We start from the raw sequence: 15832 nt of genomic DNA, 5'->3' as shown, positions 1-15832 counted from the left end.
ACCCCCACCAACCTCGAAGAGCCGGCATTGGTCCGAGGGCACCCGGTCGCTGCGTCGCGCCGCGGACGCTGTTGCAGTTGGGGACGACTACAAAGAGTCCTTCTCAAGCTCTTTCAGAATTTGGGCAACGACACGCGAGTTCGCGCCGTCAGAACCCTCAGCGGAAGACAGAGCTACCGCCATTAGATTCGCAGATGCCATGAGAGCATTTCTCAGCTCAGCCATGGATACCTCCGTTTCCGCCTTCAAGATTTTCTCAAATTCGTCGCCTTCGGAGTAGGAAGTTATCTTGACCGACACCTCGGATACAGAAGCCGAACGTCGATAGTTCAAATCGAATGGACCATCGAAGAGATATGTGACCGCCTCGTTTGCCCCCTGCATCAACTCCAGATAAGCACCGAACGCAGAACCAAGAATCGAGAGCGGGAAGTCGAACCAATTCTCATCGGGGAAGCACACTCCATCCAACACAAACCATGCTCTGCCGGACGGCGATATAGGCACCGGCCGACGGTGCAATTCGAAGGCTTTGAATACTAGCGCTATCATCGCCCCCCCACCCTTCGGACAGTACTGCAGCACGAGTTCGCTATGTAGATGACTGACGATGCACTGGCGTGGCCGGAGTCGGTTTCGGCGTGTCGGCGGACGTGAACGCGGCCGCCGGTTGATCATGCACGGCTGTGACACCAAGTGAAGATCAAACGGCGGTGGCCGCTGGCCACAGCGTAGACGCCCACAGGTGGATGGAACTTCGAGGCCGCCTTCACGGCCCCGGGTTCTTGCTGTCGCGACCAGCACCTGGTCGGGCAGCGTTGCCACCTCGAAGCAGTTGCCGCCAGGTGTCCCCGGAGCGGGACGCCTGCGCCAGGTCAGCTCTCGCTCTGCCACGTCTCGGGGGACGGGTAAGCCGCTCGGTCGCGGGCCTTCCTACCCCATCCTCCCCGGAGACCGCGGTGACAGCCGAGCCGCCAGCCGGCGTCGGCGATGTCGGTAAGGCGCGTCGGTGGTCAGGGACGCCAGATCTCGGTGGTGTCGGTAAAGCTGATACCCAGCCGGGGACCACCGCCCACCAGCACGATGCCGTCGTCCAAGGCGGCGGCGCCGAGGCCGTGGCGGCCTTCCCGCATCGGGGTCACCGCCTGCCAGGTCCGCGTTGCCGGATCGTAGCGTTCGACCTCGTCGAAGACGCCCTGGGCGACGGACTCCCCGCCGATCACATAGATCTGCCCCTGGAAGGCCACCACCGCCACCCCGCTGCGGCCGACGGTGGGGGCGTCGGGAAGCCGGCTCCACCGCCCACTCTCGATATCGTACGCTTCTAACTCGTTGCCCTGGGCGCCGTTGCGGCCGGCCGCCACATAGATCACCCCGTCCAGGTACGCCGCGCCGTGGTGCTCGCGGCGCAGCTCCGGCGCCGGCAGGGTGTCCCAGGTCCCGGTGGTGGTGTCGTAGACCTGGTGCGCGTTGGTGACATCGGCGGCGGTGCCGCCCTCCCCCACTCCGCCGATCACGTGGACGGTGCCGTGGTCGGTGACCGTGACCGCCTGCGCCCCCACCGGATCCGGCAACGGCGGGCCCAGCCGCCAGGAGTCGTCGGCCACGTCATAGATGAACAGCGTGTCGGTCGGGTGGTAGTGGTAGGCGTGCTCGGCCCCGTGGCTGAAGCCGCCGACCACGAACACCTCGCCCCCGTAGGCGGTGAGCGGCGCGTGGTGGCGCGGCTCGGGCAGCGGAGCGAGGTCGCTCCAGCTGTCGGTGCCCGGGTCGTACCTGAAGGCCGGGGTGGGGCCACCCTGGCCCTGGTGGAACCCGCCGGCCATATAGATCTCGCCGTCCAGGACCGCCACGCTGAACTCGGTCCGCCGCTGGGGTATGTCCGCGAGGTCGGTCCAGGTGCCGATCTCGGGCTGCGGCTCCGGCGAGTGGGTGGGCGGCGACTCCGTGGCTGGCGCAGCTGGGTCGTCGGGGTCCGCGGCGCACGCGCTCAGCGTCAGCAACATCGCCGCGGTAGTCGGCAGCAGGGAGCTCACTCTCCTCATACTCGACAGACGCGTCGGGGCGCCGGTCTGGTTGTCGCGGTCCGGGTCGGCAGACCCGGGCGGCTTGGTACGGGTGGTGCGGCAGCACCCGGCGCCGGGGCGGCGTCAAAGGTCAAAGTAGGGCCAGCCGTCGCGCCACTCCATGCTGCGGATCTGCATCCGGATCACCCCGTCTGCGTCGCCGTCGTAGGGACACCCCGTCCTGGTTTACGTACGGGCCGGCGAGTGAGGTCGAGCGCCCCCGGCAGTTGCTGTGCCCTCGCCACTCTGCTCCGGACAGTGTCAACGGCGCCGGGCAAGCAGGGAGAACGCGTTCGGAAGCTGACCTTCCCACGCGGCAGCGGTGACGCCACCGGCACGCCAGAACGGCTCGGGATACTCCCTAAGGTGGAGGATCTCCATCCCCGCCCCGATCAGCGTGGTCACGATCTGCCCCAGGGTCCACTGCCACTCGACCGCGCCGTTGGCGGGAAAGGTGTCGTTGACATGACTACGGTCGAAGTAACTTCGGTCTGGTCGGATTCGCGGCCGGTCAGTGTCCCATGTCCACAGCGGCACCGCCGGGTGCGCCTCGTAGATGAACAGCTGCCCGGAAGGGCGCAGCAGCCGACCGACCTCACGGCTCCAGGCTGCCAGGTCAGGCATCCAGTTCAGGGCGCCCTTTCCGGTGTAGACCAGGTCGGCGCTCGCATCCGCCAGGGGCACCTGCGGCACCGCGGCAACGACGTACCGGCAGGCAACCCCGAGCTCTGCAGCGCGCCGCTGCGCCGCCCCCGCGGCGACGGCGCTGAAGTCGACGCCCACCACGGAGCTCGCCCCGGCGTGGACGAGCGCCGCATCCTCCAAGCCGTGGCCGCTCTGCAGATGAACGACTGCGGGCGCGTCTCGCAGCACGTCACGAAGTAACTCACGCTCCGCGTCGAGCAACGAAGAACCAGTCGCCGCCTGGTTGCGAAACTCGTCGTACTCATTGACGTACTTCTGGGATGCGTCCTCCCACACCAGTCGGTTTGCGCGGGTAGTCGGGTCCACCACCGCACTCTCACCGGGTCTGGGCCCGCCGTCAAACCATATTCTGATGTGTCAAACCGTGCAGCTTCTCCGGGTTCACGATCAACTGGATCGCGGCGATCTGGCCTTCGGCCACCTCCAGCGCGAAGAGCGCATACGGCCGCCCCTGGGCCACCGCGAGCGCCGCCGGCGCGCCGTTGACCTCGATCAGGCGCAGCTCGGTGCCGGGCCTCGGGTGGCGTCCGATCCCGACCAGGAACCGGCCCACCTTCTCCGCCCCGGTGATCACCCGTAGCGGTGCCCGTTCACGGCCGCCGCTGTCGCTGGTCAGCGCGACCTGCGGCGCCAGCATCGCCAGCAGCCCGTCGAGGTCGCCGTCGCTGGCCGCGGCGAGGAACCGTTGGGTCACCTCACGATGCTGACCCCGGTCCAGATCGAACCGGGGCCGGCGCGCCTGCACGTGGCTGCGGGCGCGGTGCCCGAGCTTTCGTACCGTCTCCTCGCTGCGCCCCAGCAACTCACCGATCTCGGCGTACCGGTAGGCGAACGCCTCCCGCAGCACGAACACGGCCCGCTCCAGCGGCGACAGAGTCTCCAGCACCACCAGCAGGCCGAGCGAGATCGTGTCGGCGTGGGTCGCCTGCTCTGCCGGGTCGTCCGGGCTGGTCAGGATCGGCTCCGGCAACCACGATCCAACGTACGACTCCCGGCGTACCCGGGCCGACCGCAGCTCGTCGACCGCCAGGTTGGTGACCGCCCGCACCAGAAACCCGGTGGGATTGGCCACCTGCGCCAGGTCGACCTCTCGCCACCGCAGCCAGGTGTTCTGCACCATGTCCTCGGCGCCGGCGACCTCACCGAGGATCCGGTACGCCACTCCGAAGAGCAGGTCGCGCTGCGCGGTGAACTCGGCCGTGTGCGGATCAGTCATCGCTGCATCGTCCGCCTCTGGGCGGCGACCCCGACCGCCAGTGCCGCCGCACGCCGGGCGCTGGCCAGCGTCACTTCGCTGAGCAGACCCGGCGCCGCCACCTGGTCGCCGACCAGGTAGACCCGGTCGCCGCGGTCGACCGCCGGCCGGTCCCGCCAGGTGTGGCCGGGCAGGTCCAGCGCGCCGCTGCGACCGTCGGCCACCGACGCGCGGCGCCAGGTCGTACGCTCCTGCCAACCCGGCAACGCCAGCTCCAGCAACGGGGCCAGCCGGGTCAACCCCTGCGCCTTGGACTCCCCGGGGCGCAGCGGCAGCTGCGCCTGCGCCAGCGACTCGCCCGCGGGCGCCAGCGAGGGGTCGGGGCTGGAGTAGCGCTCCAGGAACCCGGCCTGGTCCTGGTCGAAGACGAGGAACGCGTCACCGCGGCGCCGCCGCAACCCCAGGTCCAGCAGGACGGTGCGGCCGCTCGCCGTGGCCAGGGTGGGGTCGCCGAGCAGCCCGCGCGCCGCGGCGAGCGAGGTCGCCACGATCACCGGCGGCGGGGGCAGCTCGCCCACCCGGACCCCGGTGTGGATCTCCACCCCGAGCTGCCGGGCAAGCGCGGTGAGCCGGTCCACCACCGTCTGCCACCCGCCCCGGACATATCGGGCGGCCGGGTAGCCGGGCCGGGTGACCCGCAGGAATCGTTCCCACACGAACGCGGCGGAGAGCCGGCCCGGGTCGGCGTCGAACGTCGCCACCCCCATCATGCTGGCGATCTGCCGGGCGGTCCGCGCCCCGAACCGGCCGGTCGCCCATTCGGTGAAGCTGAGCGCCGCCGGTGCCCGTACGCCCCGCCGGGCCGAAGCGGCGAGCACCCCGGCCGACGGCAGCCGCCGCAGCGCACCGTCGCGGCGGAACCGCAGCCCCCGGGCCTCCGCCAGCCCGACTCCGGCAGCGGGGACCAGGCCTCGCTCCGACAGCCAGCGCCAGTGCGGCCCGTCGCTGTAGAAGACGTGCGGACCGTCGTTGGCGATGTACGGCGCCGGGGTGGAGCGGGCCCGGCCACCCGGGCTCGCGTGGGCTTCGAACAGGGTCACCCGGGCACCCGATTCGGCGGCGCAGACTGCGGCGACCAGCCCGCCGAGGCCGCCGCCCACCACCGTGATCTGCATCATCATGTCGTACCTCCTTCCAGATCACGACGGTGCCGAACCCGAAAACGTGACCTTCGCCGGCTACGGCGCCGGAGGGTCGGCACAGCCCGCCCGGATACGGTGGGTTGGTGACCGCTGCCGGAGTGACGCGCACTGCGGCGGCGCTGGTCATTCTCGCCGGAGCGACCACGGCGACCGCTGCGGTCGCTAGGCTCCCCGACCCACTTGGGCAGTACGTCAGCGAGGCCGGCATCCCCGGCGCCGCCACCGCCGATCTCTACCTGGTCGGGCTGCTGCTGGTCGCTGCCGGGGTCGGCCTGCTCGCCGCCGCGTTAGCCAGGCTGCCCTGGCTCGTGTGGGGGCCGTTGCTGGTTGCGGTGCCGATGACCGTTACCTCCGGCCTGGTGCCGTGCACGGCTGGATGTCCGCTGCCACCGTACGAGCAAACCACCGCCGTCGACCTGGTTCACGCCGGCGCCAGCATCCTGGCGGTCGTCGCGACGCTCGCCACCATGCTCGCGCTGGTCTTCCTCGGCGACCAGCCGGCCCTGCGCCGCGCCGCCGCGATCGGTCTACTGGTCGCTCTCCCGCAGGCAGTGGCGCTGCTGGCCGGCATGCTGGTGATCGGCCGTGACCCGTTGACCGCCGCCCTGGAGCGCACCCTGCTGGTCAGCCTGGCCGGCTGGATGCTGTGGACCGCCGGCCGATCCGCACCCCGGAACCCCGCTCCCCCGGCACCAGTGCGCACCTTGGCCGCTGCCGGGGCCGCCGGCAACGAGTATTTTCCGAAGGGGCGGTCATGATGCGTTACCACTGTGATCATGGGGACGATCCGGCGTGGTCGCGGACCAGATCCTGATACCGGCCGGGCTGCGCGGTGAGCGCGGCGTGGGTGCCGCGCTGGACGATCCGGCCCTGGTCGAGGACGAGGATCTGATCGGCGTGGGTGATGGTGTCCAGGTTGTGGGCGATCACCAGGACGCTGCCGGTGGTGGCGAGCCGACGGGCGGCCGCACTGATCAGCCGGGTGTTCTCGGGATCGAGGGCGGAGGTGGCCTCGTCCAGCAGCGTCAGCGGAGCGGCCTTGAGCAGCGCTCTGGCGATGCAGACCCGCTGCCGCTGGCCACCTGAGAGCTGCGCGCCGCCCGGCCCGGTCGGGCTGTCGAGCCCGTCGGGCAGCCCGGCGATCGTGGTGTCGAGCCCGGCCGCACCCGCCGCGGCAGCGAGCTCGGCCTCGCTGGCCTCCGGCCGACCGAGCCGGATGTTCTCACCGATGGTGCTGTCCAGCAGGTAGTCGTCCTGCAGGACGGTGGCGATCCCGCCAGCGAGCTGGTCGGGATCGAGGGTACGCAGGTCGACGCCGTCGAGCAGGATGCGCCCGCTGGTGGGGTCCCAGAACCGGGCGAGCAGTCGCACCAGCGTGGTCTTGCCGGAACCGGACGGACCGACCAGCGCGGTCAGACCTCGGCGGGGCAGTGTGAACGAGACCTCCGCCAGCACCGGGGTGTGGTCGTATCCGAACGAGACCCGGTCGGCATGGACCAGCACCGCACCGCCGCCGGGCGACTCGACCGACGGCCCGGCAGGCACCTCGGAGATCCGGGGCAGCGGCGGGGTGTCGAGGATGCCGGCGAGGCGGGTGAGGATGCCGTGCTGGAGCCGCAGACCGGCCGCCAACTCGGCGCCCGCGGCGGCGATCGCGGTGAGCCGGGCGACGACGACGATCACGCCGACGAACCCCGGAACGGTCAGGCTCTCGCCGGTCACCCGGGCGATGCCGAACGCGATCAGGCCGGCGAAGAGGATGTTGAGGGTGAGGCCGAAGAGCAGCAGTCCGGGGATCACGGTGCCGGCCGAACGCAACGACGCGCGCCGGACGCCTTCCAGGGCACTGTGGAGGGCACTGGCGTCGTCGGGGCGCTGGTCGGTACGGATGAGCGGTTGCCGGCTGGCGTACTCCAGGACCCGGTTGGTCGCCTCGCCGCTGGTGCGGTGCCGGCGGGCATCGATGACGCCGGCGAGGCGGCTGGCGTAGCGGCTGACATACCAGGCGAGGGCGGTGGCGGCCAGCACCGCCAGGGTGAACCGCCAGTCCAGCAGCGCGAGCGTCAGCGCGGCCGCCGCCGGCGTGACGAGCGCGGTGAGCGCCGGCCGGAGCAGGATCGCCGGAAACGACATGAGCTGCGGTACCCCGGTGGTGGCGGTGTCGATGATTCCCGCCTGGCGAGTGGGGTTGAACCAGCTCAGTGGGAGCTGGGCAAGATGGTCGCCGAGGCGGAGGTGGAGCGCGCGGGCGGTGCCGCTGCCGACCCGGAAGGCGGTCATCTGCGCAACCCACTGCACGATCACGAAACCGAGCGCCACGGTCCCGAGCGCCACCAGCCACGGGGTGGCCGAGCTGCCGGAGTCCAGACTGGCCGTGACCACGATGCCGACCAGGCCGAGGGCGATGCCGTGCAGGACGGCGGCCGCCGCCAACCAGGCGGTGAGGGCGGCCAGCTGCCCGGCGGCTGCGGGGGGAAGGATGCGATATAGCGTGCGGAGCATCAGGGCCTCTCACTCTCCCGGTACGGCGGTCGGGGTGGGCTCGGCTTCCCACAGCGCGCGATATGGCGGGCAGTCGGTGAGCAGTTCCCGATGGCTGCCGTCGCCGACCAGCCGGCCGTGGTCGAGCACGAGGATGCGGTCGGCGTCGGCGGTGAGCCGGAGCTGGTGGGCGATGAGCAGCACCGTGCGCTGCTCGGCCTGGGCCCGTAGCGCGGTGAACAGCCCGGCCCGGGTGGTGGGGTCGACGGCGGAGAGAGTCTCGTCGAGCACGAGCAGCTCCGGCCGGCGCAGCAGGGCTCGGGCGAGGCAGATCCGTTGCCGCTGGCCGCCGGAGAGTTCGGTCTCCTGCCCGAGCACCGTGTCATAGCCGTGCGGCAGCGCGGCGATGTCGTCGTGGATCGCTGCCGCTCGCGCAGCCTCGACGAGGTGCTGCTCGGCGAGGGCCCGGCCACCGGTCAGGTTGTCGCGGACGCTCGCCTGGCGGAGCCCGGTGTCTTGGAACACGAACCCGATCCGCTCGTAGAGGCTCGCCTCCGGCAGGTCCCGCAGCTCGGTGTCGCCGAGCAGGATCCGACCTTCAGCCGGATCGGCGAAGCGGGCAAGCAACGTCGCGACGGTGCTCTTGCCGCTGCCCGAGGCTCCCACCAGGGCCACCAGGCCACGGTCTGGCAGGGTGATCGTGACCTCGGTCAGCGCCGGCCGGTCGGCGCCGTAGCGGAAGCTCACTCGCTCCAGCCGCAGCCTGGCCCCCGGCGCCGGAGCGGCGGCGCTGCCCCACTGCAGGCGAGGCTGGCCGAGGAACTCCACAATAGAGTCCAGCGCGGCCAACCCGGTGCGAATCGCTTGTAGGCGCGGACCGGCGACCGCCACCGGCGCGCTGATCGCCGGCCCGAGGATGACGCCGGCGACAAAGGCGCCAGGGCTGACCCAGCCCATCGCCAGCCCGATCCCGCCCACCAGCGCCAGCGTGGCGGCGGTGAGGCCGGGGGCGACCACCAGCCAGGAAGCGGTGGTGACCGCCGAGGTGCTCCGGGACCAGGCCCGGAAGAAGTCGTGGAATCCGTTCACGGCAGCCGCGTACCGGGCGCCGGGGCCGCCGGGTCCACCGTAGACTTTGGCGACCGGCAGACCGCGGACGTAGTCGACGATCGCGGCGTTGATGCGCTGCTGTTGCCGGGCGTAGTCGGCGAAGTTGCCGGCCGACCCGCGCATCGCCCGTGCATACCACCACGTCCCCAACCCCAGCGGAACCACGCTGCACAGGGCGAGTCGCCAGTCGATCGCGGTGAGCGCGATCAGGCCGGCCAGCGGAGTCACCACCAGGGCGGTCGCGTCCAGCAGCGTATGCGCGACCAGGTAGTGCATGGCCGCGGTGTCGTCGTGGACGACCTTCTTGATCCGGCCGGCACCGAGCCCGGTGACGGTCGGCAGTGGAGCGCGGCGGATGGTCTCGGCGAGTTGCCGCTGCAGTCTCCAGGTGAGATCGGCGTCGGCCCGATGGGTGATCCAGGTGGCGCCGGCGGCGGCCAGGACGGCGCCGAGCGTGCCCGCCACCGCGGCGGCCACGACCTGCGCTCCCGGCAACGGATCTCCGGCGACCCAGGCGCCGGTGAAGGCGATGAGCGCCAGCAGCGGCAGCAACGCTAGCACCCCGGCGAGCGCTTGCAGCAGGATCGCCGTGATCAGCGCCGCGCGGACGGGGCGAAGTAGGTCGCGCCGGGTCATCGCAGGTCTCCTCCGGTCAGGGTGAGGACGCGGTCGGCGCGGGCGGCGACCGCGTCCTGGTGGGTGACGGCCAGCACCGGCAGGCCGGTGTGCCGGCGAAGTTCGTCGAGCGCGTCCAGCACCAGTTCCCGGGTGACGCGGTCGAGCGAGGCCGTGGTCTCGTCGCAGACCAGCACCGTGGGGGCGGCGGCGATGGCGCGGGCAAGGGCGACCCGGTGGCGCTGCCCGCCGCTGAGCCGGTCGGGGGTGCGGTCGAGTACGTCGTCGGGCAGCCCGAACCGCTTCAACAACCCGGTCAGGTCCGGGTCGACGGCGGGGCCGCGGCGGGCACCGGCGGCGAGCGCCCGAGTGAGGGTACGCCGGATCCGCTCCTGTGGGTGGAGGGCGGCGCGGGCGTCCTGGCCCACATAGGCCACAAACGGCCCGCCGGCACGGGCCCGGGTCGCCGCCTCCCAGGCGACCGGCCGGCCCTGGACCGACAGCCGTCCAGCGGTCGGCGGGGCGAGGCCGCACAGGGTACGGGCGAGTGATGTCTTGCCGCTGCCGGAAGGCCCCTGGACCGCGACCAGTTCACCGGCGTGGAGGGTCAGGGAAGCCTCGCTGAGCAGTCGGGACGCGCCACGGTGGATGGTCAGCCGGTCGGCGGCGAGCACGGCCGGGCCCACCGGTGGCACCGATGTCGGACCGGCGACCGCCGTGGCAGCAGCTGCTGGCTTGTGGGGCGGGGCGGCGGCGACGCTACGCAGCTGGCCTGCGGTCAGCTGCCACGCGCAGCCGGCGGTGTGCGCCACCAGGTCGCGGTCGTGGCTGATCAGCAGCACCGCCGGCCGCCACGGCAGACTGGCGAAGGCGGTGCCCACCCGCAGCGCCGTGACCGGGTCCAGGCCGCTGGTGGGTTCGTCGAGGATCAGCAGCTCGGGCCGGGTCACGAAGGTCCACGCCAGCAAGGCGCGCTGCGCCTGCCCGCCCGAGAGCCGGGAGGCATGCCGGTGCAACAGCTCCGCGTCGAACGCGGCGGCTTCGGCCGCCGCGCGGATCCGGTCGGACCGGGCGGCGCGGCGCTCGCCCGGGTGGCTGATCCGGGCGGCGGTGCGCAGGTGGCCGAGGATCGTCCGGCGCGGGTTGAGCGCGCTGGCCGGGTCCTGCGGCAGATAGGCGGTGACCTGCCCCCGCAGCGCCCGCTGCCCGGTGCGGGTGAACGGGTCGTGGCCCGCCACCCGGGCCGTTCCGGAGATTCGGCGCAGCCCAGGGCCGAGGTGGCCGAGCAGCGCATGCGCCAGCGTGGTCTTGCCGGCCCCGGACTCGCCGATTAGCGCGGTCACGGTCGCCGCCGGCAGCTCCAGGTCGACCCGGTCCAGAATCACCGTGCCGTCCGGGGCGGCCACGGTGAGCCCGTGCAGCGCGGCGACCCCGCTCATGCCAGCCGCCCGACGCCGGCCCGTTCCGGCCCGCCGAACCGGCCGCCGGTGGCCCGGTCGAGCAGGATCGTGATGCCGACGGCGAGGACGACGATCAGCGCGGCCGGGAGCAGCACCGGCCAGGGATTGTCGGCGATCCCGGTGCTGTTCTCGCGGACCATCCGGCCCCAGTTCGCCGCCGGCGCGCCCGCGCCCAGGCCGAGGAAGCCGGCGGTGGCGGCGAGTTGGGTGGCGGCGATGAAGCGGATGCCGGCCTCGGCGAGGGCGACCGGCACCAGGCCGGGGACGATGTCGTGGCGGACCCGGGCGAGCAGCGGGTCGCCGCGCGCCTCTGCTTCCCGGGCGTATCCGGTGCCGGCCAAGGTCGCCGTCCGCTCCCGGATCACCCGGACCGAGAACGGTGTGCTCACCAGCGCGATCGCGAACGCGACCGCGGCATCGCTGCCGGGTGCCCCGGCGGCCAACAGCAGAAGCAGCAGCAGCGTTGGCACTGCGGCGATGGCGTCGACGGCCCGCAGGACCACCCGTGCCGCCAGCCGACGGTGAGTCATCGCGGCCCAGACCCCCACGACGAGTCCGGTCAGGCTGCCCAGCACGGTCGCCACGGTCGCCTGCAGAATCAGGACACGTCCACCGGCCAGCACCCGGCTCAGCACGTCTCTGCCGAGGAAGTCGGTGCCGAGCAGGTGAGCGGCGCTCGGCGGTGCGAACGGACCTCCGACCGCGGCGGTGCTGCTGCCGGAGCCGAGCCAGGACCCAGAGCTGAGCCAGGACCCAGAGCTGAGCCAGGGTCCGGCCAACGCCAGCAGGACGACCAGCGCCACGGGCGCGGTCAGTGCCCACCGCCGGGCGGTCACGCCGGCCTCGCCGGAGCGGTGGCGTGACGGTGCAGCAGTCGCGCGGCGATGTCGCCGGTGAGCAGAATCGTCAACGTGGCCGCGCCGAGCACCAGGCTGAGCCCCTGCACCAGCGGGACATCCCGGCTGCCAACCGAGCGAGTCAGCTCGTAGCCCAGGCCCGGCACGTTGAACAGGGTCTCCACGACGATGGCACCGCCCAGCAACCCGGCGGTCATCAGCGTGAACGTCTGGATCGCGGGGCCGAGGGCGTTCGAGACGACCGTCCACACGTACCGGTGGCCGCGTACCCCGTTGAGCCGGGCGAACTCGGCGAACGGCGTCGCGACGGTCTGCGCGACCGAGGCCCGCAGCAGCCGCATGGTGGCGCCGAACCCGCCGAGTGCCAGGGCGAGCGCGGGCAGCGCCACCAGTTCGGGGTGCTGCCACAGCGACTGCCCGATCGGCACGATCGCGACCGCCGGCAGCACCGGCCACCAGAGCGTGAAGACGACCAGCAGGGCGGTGGCGATGAGGAAGTCCGGGGTGCCGATCAGCCCCAGCGTCGTGCCGGTCAGGGCCCGGTCGAGCCGGCCACCGGCGCGGATTCCGGCCGCGGTCCCGAGCCCGCCGGCCAGCAGGAGCATCAGCGCCGCGGCCGGGAGCACCACGGCCAGGCTAGCACCGAACCGGGTGGTGACGATCTCGGCGACATCGCGTCCGGTGACCAGGGAGGTGCCCAGGTCACCGCGGAACACTCCGGCCACCCAGTCCCCGTACCGCTGCGCGGCCGGCCGGTCCAGTCCTAACGCGACCCGGACCGCTTCCCGTTCCGCTTCGGTGGCATCCGGCCCGGAGACGACCCCGACCGCGTCACCAGGCAGCACCTCGGTCGCCCAGAATACGATCGCGCTGAGGATGGCGAGGGTCGCCGCCGCGACGGCGACCCTCGCCCCGATCGCACCTGCGAGCCGCATCGGTCAGCCGGAGATGCTCGCCTGCGCGAGGTCGGGGAACTGCAGCTCCCGAACCCCGGAGATGCCGTCACGGGCGGCGCTGAGGTTCGGCACGAACACCACTCCGAGCTGGTCGCCCTCCTCCCACAACAACTCCTGCGCCTGGTGCGACGCGGCTGTCCGTTCTTCCGCCGTCGGAGCGCTGCGCGCCGACTGCACCAACTCGTCCACCTCCGGGAAGGCTCCGGGGGTGTAGTTGGGTTCGAACATGGCCGGAGGGTTGAATCCGGCCCGGAACGGCATCGCCAGGTACGCCGGATAGTCGGCGAACAGCTGCCCCGCCGGCAGCTCCCGCAGGGTCGCGTCCAGGCCGACCGCCTGCAGGTCCTCGACGATCAGCGTGGCGGTCTCGACCATGCCGGGCAGCTCCGGCCCGGCGACCAGCTCCACGCTGGCGCCTTCCGCCCCGGCATCGGAGAGCAGCTGCCGTGCCTGGTCGGGGTCGTGACCGCGCTGCTCCAACCCGGTGTGGTAACTCGGGAATCCGAGCGCCGGAAGGTCGTTGCCGACGTACGCGTGACCGAAGTAGACGTTCTCGACGATCCGTTCCCGGTCGACCGCGAGCCGCACTGCGGTCCGGACCTCCGGATCGTCGAAGGGCGCCGCCTCGTGGTCCATCGTGAACTGGAGGTACGACGCGTACGGCAGCTCGCTGGTGGTCACCGCGATCCCGTCCTCGCCATCGAGGCTCTGGGCCTGGGCTGGGGTGAGGGCGCTGGTGTAGTCCACCTGCCCTTGCCGCAGCGCGTTCACCCGGGCGGTGCCGTCCGGGATGGAGATCAGCTCGATCGCGGCCAGCTGCGGCGCCTCGCCGTAGAAGTCGGGATTGCGCTCCAGCCGGGTCGACTGCCCGGGCTCGAACGCCTCGATCGTGAACGGCCCCGACGATGGCGTCTGGGGGGTGAACTCAGTGGTGCCGTCCTGGATCGCCAGCATGCTTTGACAGATCAGCTCCCGCCCGTCCGCGATCGGCGCGAGGGTCGGCAGCAGCACGGTCGACTCGTCCGGGGCCGAGGCGGCGTCCAGGTCGAAGTTGCGGGCGACCAGTAGCGTGAAGGGCAGACCGTCCAGCAGCCCCGGCGCGCGCAGCGAGTAGAGCACGTCTGCGCTGGTCAGGTCGGCCCCGTCGGTGAAGCTCACGCCGTCGCGCACCCGCAGCGTGTACTCCGCGAGATCCTCGGAGACCTCGATCGACTCCACCGCTCCGTAGGCGACGCCGTCGGCCGATCCGGGGTCGAGTTCGCACAGCGGCGCGTGCACCAGCCTGGCGCGGACGTAGTCCAGCGCGGTCGGACCCTGGAAGTAGTTCAACGTCTCGGTGGCGCCACCCGGGAACGCTGCCCGCAACGTGCCGTCCCCGGTGGCGGCCTCGTCGCCGGCGCTGGCCGTGCATCCGGTCGCGGCCAGCGCCGCGACCACCCCTGCGGCCAGCGACGCGGCCAGCCTGCGACTGGTCGTGGACACTATCGGTCACCATCACTTTCATGCGATTTGCGGGCGCAGCCAACGGCAGCCCGTTTACTATGTATACCATGGCAGTGAGAACCATTTTCACGTACGACCGGGTGGGTAAGATCACCAGATGGCGCCGCTGACGACGACGTTGAGCCGGGGGTCGATCGTCGAAGCGGCGGTCGACATCACCCGCACCGAGGGCCTGGCCGCAGTCACCATGCGCGCGGTCGCCACCCGGTTCACCGTCACCCCGATGGCGTTGTACCGTTACGTCGCCGACCGCGACGAGCTGATCCGGCTGACCGCCGACCGCATCGGCGCGCTGATCCGGCCCGCGCCGGCGGCCAGCTGGCAGGATCAGGTCCGCGCGTGGGCACATGCCCAGCGCAGCGTGTTGCGGGCGCATCCGGGCCTCGCCGCCTGGCTGATGGATAACGGCCCGGCCGGCCCGGAAGCCTACCGCCTGCTGGAGTCGCTCGCCCGGGCGTTCGCCGACGCCGGGCTCGACGACGCACACGTCGTCCGCGGCACCGCGCAGGTGATGAGCTGGACATTCTCGCGGGTCGCCATCGAGGACGCCGCCGACGCCCGGCACCGGGCCGGCCGCCCGGGCCGGACCCGGGCGTTCCTGGCCGGGCTCGATCAGATCGATCCGAACTCGCACCCGACGGCGGCCAGAATCGGTCCGGCCCTGTTCACCCTGCCGATGTCGGAGCTGTTCGAGAGCGGCCTGGACTCGATCATCGCCAGCCTGGCCGCCGCCGATCCGCACCCGGGTCCGCAGAATCCACCCGGCACGGCCTCAGGCGAGGCACCGGGCTGAGGCACCGGAATCTGCTACCCCTCGACGAGCTCCTCGGAGACCGCCCAGAGACGCTCACAGTGGGTGAGGTCCCGCGCTGCGGGGGCGATGCGCGCGTCGCCGACGGGACCGCGCAGCTCCATCAGCCGCGTAGGACCGATATAGGAGCCTCCGGCGATGTCGGAGTCGAGAGCCGCTTGGATCTGTGCGCGCGCTCCTTGCTCCGGCGTCTGCAACAGCACCCGGTTCCACATCTCGGCCAACGGTCGAAACCTGCGGGCCGTGGTGCGGGTCTGCAGCCCGGTGGCGGCGGCGCCGGGATGAGCCAGGACGCTGCGTACCGGAGACTGCGCGCGACGCAGCCGGCGGTCGAGTTCGAGCCCGAACATGACATTGGCGAGCTTGGCTCGCTGGTAGGCACGGCGCGGATGGTAGCCCCGCACCAGCTGCAGATCATCGAAGTCGATCACACCGCGTAGGTGCTCCATCGATCCCACGGTCACCACTCGGCCCGCCGGTGCCCGATGGAGCAGCGGGAGCAGCAGACCGGTGAGGGCGAAGTGGCCCAGATGGTTGATGCCGAGCTGCGCCTCGAATCCGTCTGCGGTCTCGGTGCGCGGCCCCCACATGATGCCGGCGTTGTTCACCAGCAGGTCGAGCTGACCGTGCTCAGCTTCGAAGGTCTCCGCGAACCTGCGCACGGTGCGCAGGTCGGCGAGGTCGAGAGTGTGTGCCTCCACTGAGGCGTCGGGAACGCCGGCGGTGATGCGGTCAACTGCTCGCGCGGCCCGGGCCGGGTCTCTGGCGGGGAGAACCACCCGCATCCCGAGCCGGACCAGGGCACGAGCGGTGACGAGGCCGAGGCCGGAGGTCGCTCCGGTGACGATGGCGGTCTTCACGACGGGCCGCC

Annotated in this window: 14 protein-coding genes; 2 read left to right on the top strand and 12 right to left on the bottom strand. The window is 71.8% G+C overall.

Features of this window, described 5'->3' with window-relative positions; translation table 11 throughout:
* Positions 1–87: 87 nt before the first annotated feature.
* From JQS43_RS10565 to JQS43_RS10545, 5 genes are all read right to left on the bottom strand, one after another.
* On the bottom strand, positions 88–552 hold the full coding sequence (locus JQS43_RS10565; RefSeq protein WP_239678894.1) for a hypothetical protein: 465 nt from the start codon (positions 550–552) through the stop codon (positions 88–90).
* A gap of 461 nt (positions 553–1013) precedes the next feature.
* Entirely contained in the window at positions 1014–2036 is a 1023-nt protein-coding gene (locus JQS43_RS10560) for a Kelch repeat-containing protein (RefSeq protein ID WP_239678893.1), read from the bottom strand.
* Between the two features lie 291 nt (positions 2037–2327).
* Positions 2328–3077 carry a class I SAM-dependent methyltransferase gene (locus JQS43_RS10555; protein WP_239678892.1) on the bottom strand — a complete coding sequence of 250 codons (750 nt, stop codon included), beginning with the start codon at positions 3075–3077 and terminating at the stop codon, positions 2328–2330.
* A gap of 31 nt (positions 3078–3108) precedes the next feature.
* The gene (locus JQS43_RS10550) at positions 3109–3987 is read right to left on the bottom strand and encodes an RNA polymerase sigma-70 factor (RefSeq protein WP_239678891.1); all 879 of its coding nucleotides are present in this window, start codon (positions 3985–3987) and stop codon (positions 3109–3111) included.
* Positions 3984–5147, bottom strand: coding sequence for an FAD-dependent oxidoreductase (locus JQS43_RS10545; protein ID WP_239678890.1), 1164 nt, complete (start codon positions 5145–5147; stop codon positions 3984–3986). Before JQS43_RS10545 ends, JQS43_RS10550 begins: the two co-directional genes overlap by 4 nt.
* A gap of 104 nt (positions 5148–5251) precedes the next feature.
* On the opposite strand from JQS43_RS10545, the gene JQS43_RS10540 reads away from it, so the two are divergent.
* Positions 5252–5926 carry a DUF998 domain-containing protein gene (locus JQS43_RS10540; RefSeq protein ID WP_239678889.1) on the top strand — a complete coding sequence of 225 codons (675 nt, stop codon included), beginning with the start codon at positions 5252–5254 and terminating at the stop codon, positions 5924–5926.
* A 16-nt stretch (positions 5927–5942) separates the two neighbouring features.
* Here JQS43_RS10540 and JQS43_RS10535 read toward each other — a convergent pair whose 3' ends face one another.
* Genes JQS43_RS10535 through JQS43_RS10510 form a run of 6 tightly spaced genes read right to left on the bottom strand, consistent with a single transcriptional unit; the run spans position 5943 to position 14129 of the window.
* On the bottom strand, positions 5943–7670 hold the full coding sequence (locus JQS43_RS10535; protein WP_239678888.1) for an ABC transporter ATP-binding protein: 1728 nt from the start codon (positions 7668–7670) through the stop codon (positions 5943–5945).
* A 9-nt stretch (positions 7671–7679) separates the two neighbouring features.
* Positions 7680–9395, bottom strand: a complete 1716-nt coding sequence (locus tag JQS43_RS10530; protein ID WP_239678887.1) for an ABC transporter ATP-binding protein — start codon at positions 9393–9395, stop codon at positions 7680–7682.
* Positions 9392–10813 carry an ABC transporter ATP-binding protein gene (locus JQS43_RS10525; protein ID WP_239678886.1) on the bottom strand — a complete coding sequence of 474 codons (1422 nt, stop codon included), beginning with the start codon at positions 10811–10813 and terminating at the stop codon, positions 9392–9394. The genes JQS43_RS10530 and JQS43_RS10525 overlap by 4 nt, the downstream gene beginning before the upstream one ends.
* Positions 10810–11670, bottom strand: coding sequence for an ABC transporter permease (locus JQS43_RS10520; protein ID WP_239678885.1), 861 nt, complete (start codon positions 11668–11670; stop codon positions 10810–10812). Before JQS43_RS10520 ends, JQS43_RS10525 begins: the two co-directional genes overlap by 4 nt.
* Complete coding sequence (locus JQS43_RS10515; protein WP_239678884.1) at positions 11667–12626, bottom strand: ABC transporter permease; 960 nt, start codon at positions 12624–12626, stop codon at positions 11667–11669. The genes JQS43_RS10520 and JQS43_RS10515 overlap by 4 nt, the downstream gene beginning before the upstream one ends.
* 3 nt (positions 12627–12629) lie before the next feature.
* Positions 12630–14129: an ABC transporter substrate-binding protein gene (locus tag JQS43_RS10510; protein ID WP_239678883.1), complete on the bottom strand. Its 1500-nt coding sequence runs from the start codon at positions 14127–14129 to the stop codon at positions 12630–12632.
* Positions 14130–14247: 118 nt separating this feature from the next.
* Between JQS43_RS10510 and JQS43_RS10505 the strand changes: the two genes are divergently transcribed.
* A complete protein-coding gene (locus JQS43_RS10505) occupies positions 14248–14943 on the top strand; it encodes a TetR/AcrR family transcriptional regulator (protein WP_239678882.1) in 696 nt (231 codons plus the stop codon).
* Between the two features lie 14 nt (positions 14944–14957).
* Here the strand turns inward: JQS43_RS10505 and JQS43_RS10500 are convergent, their stop codons facing one another.
* Positions 14958–15821 (bottom strand): oxidoreductase, encoded by an 864-nt coding sequence (locus JQS43_RS10500; protein WP_239678881.1) that lies wholly within the window; start codon positions 15819–15821, stop codon positions 14958–14960.
* Positions 15822–15832 lie beyond the last annotated feature (11 nt).

Origin of the sequence: Natronosporangium hydrolyticum, assembly GCF_016925615.1 — a bacterium.
Taxonomy (GTDB): domain Bacteria; phylum Actinomycetota; class Actinomycetes; order Mycobacteriales; family Micromonosporaceae; genus Natronosporangium; species Natronosporangium hydrolyticum.
This window is presented reverse-complemented; position numbering and strand designations above follow the sequence as displayed.

What these genes read in the sequence shown, in the direction of transcription:
- JQS43_RS10525 (WP_239678886.1), bottom strand. Translation starts at nt 10,813, where the DNA reads ATGAGCGGGGTCGCCGCGCTGCACGGGCTCACCGTGGCCGCCCCGGAC.
- JQS43_RS10550 (WP_239678891.1), bottom strand. Translation starts at nt 3,987, where the DNA reads ATGACTGATCCGCACACGGCCGAGTTCACCGCGCAGCGCGACCTGCTC.
- JQS43_RS10535 (WP_239678888.1), bottom strand. Translation starts at nt 7,670, where the DNA reads ATGCTCCGCACGCTATATCGCATCCTTCCCCCCGCAGCCGCCGGGCAG.
- JQS43_RS10530 (WP_239678887.1), bottom strand. Translation starts at nt 9,395, where the DNA reads ATGACCCGGCGCGACCTACTTCGCCCCGTCCGCGCGGCGCTGATCACG.
- JQS43_RS10545 (WP_239678890.1), bottom strand. Translation starts at nt 5,147, where the DNA reads ATGATGATGCAGATCACGGTGGTGGGCGGCGGCCTCGGCGGGCTGGTC.
- JQS43_RS10505 (WP_239678882.1), top strand. Translation starts at nt 14,248, where the DNA reads ATGGCGCCGCTGACGACGACGTTGAGCCGGGGGTCGATCGTCGAAGCG.
- JQS43_RS10515 (WP_239678884.1), bottom strand. Translation starts at nt 12,626, where the DNA reads ATGCGGCTCGCAGGTGCGATCGGGGCGAGGGTCGCCGTCGCGGCGGCG.
- JQS43_RS10565 (WP_239678894.1), bottom strand. Translation starts at nt 552, where the DNA reads ATGATAGCGCTAGTATTCAAAGCCTTCGAATTGCACCGTCGGCCGGTG.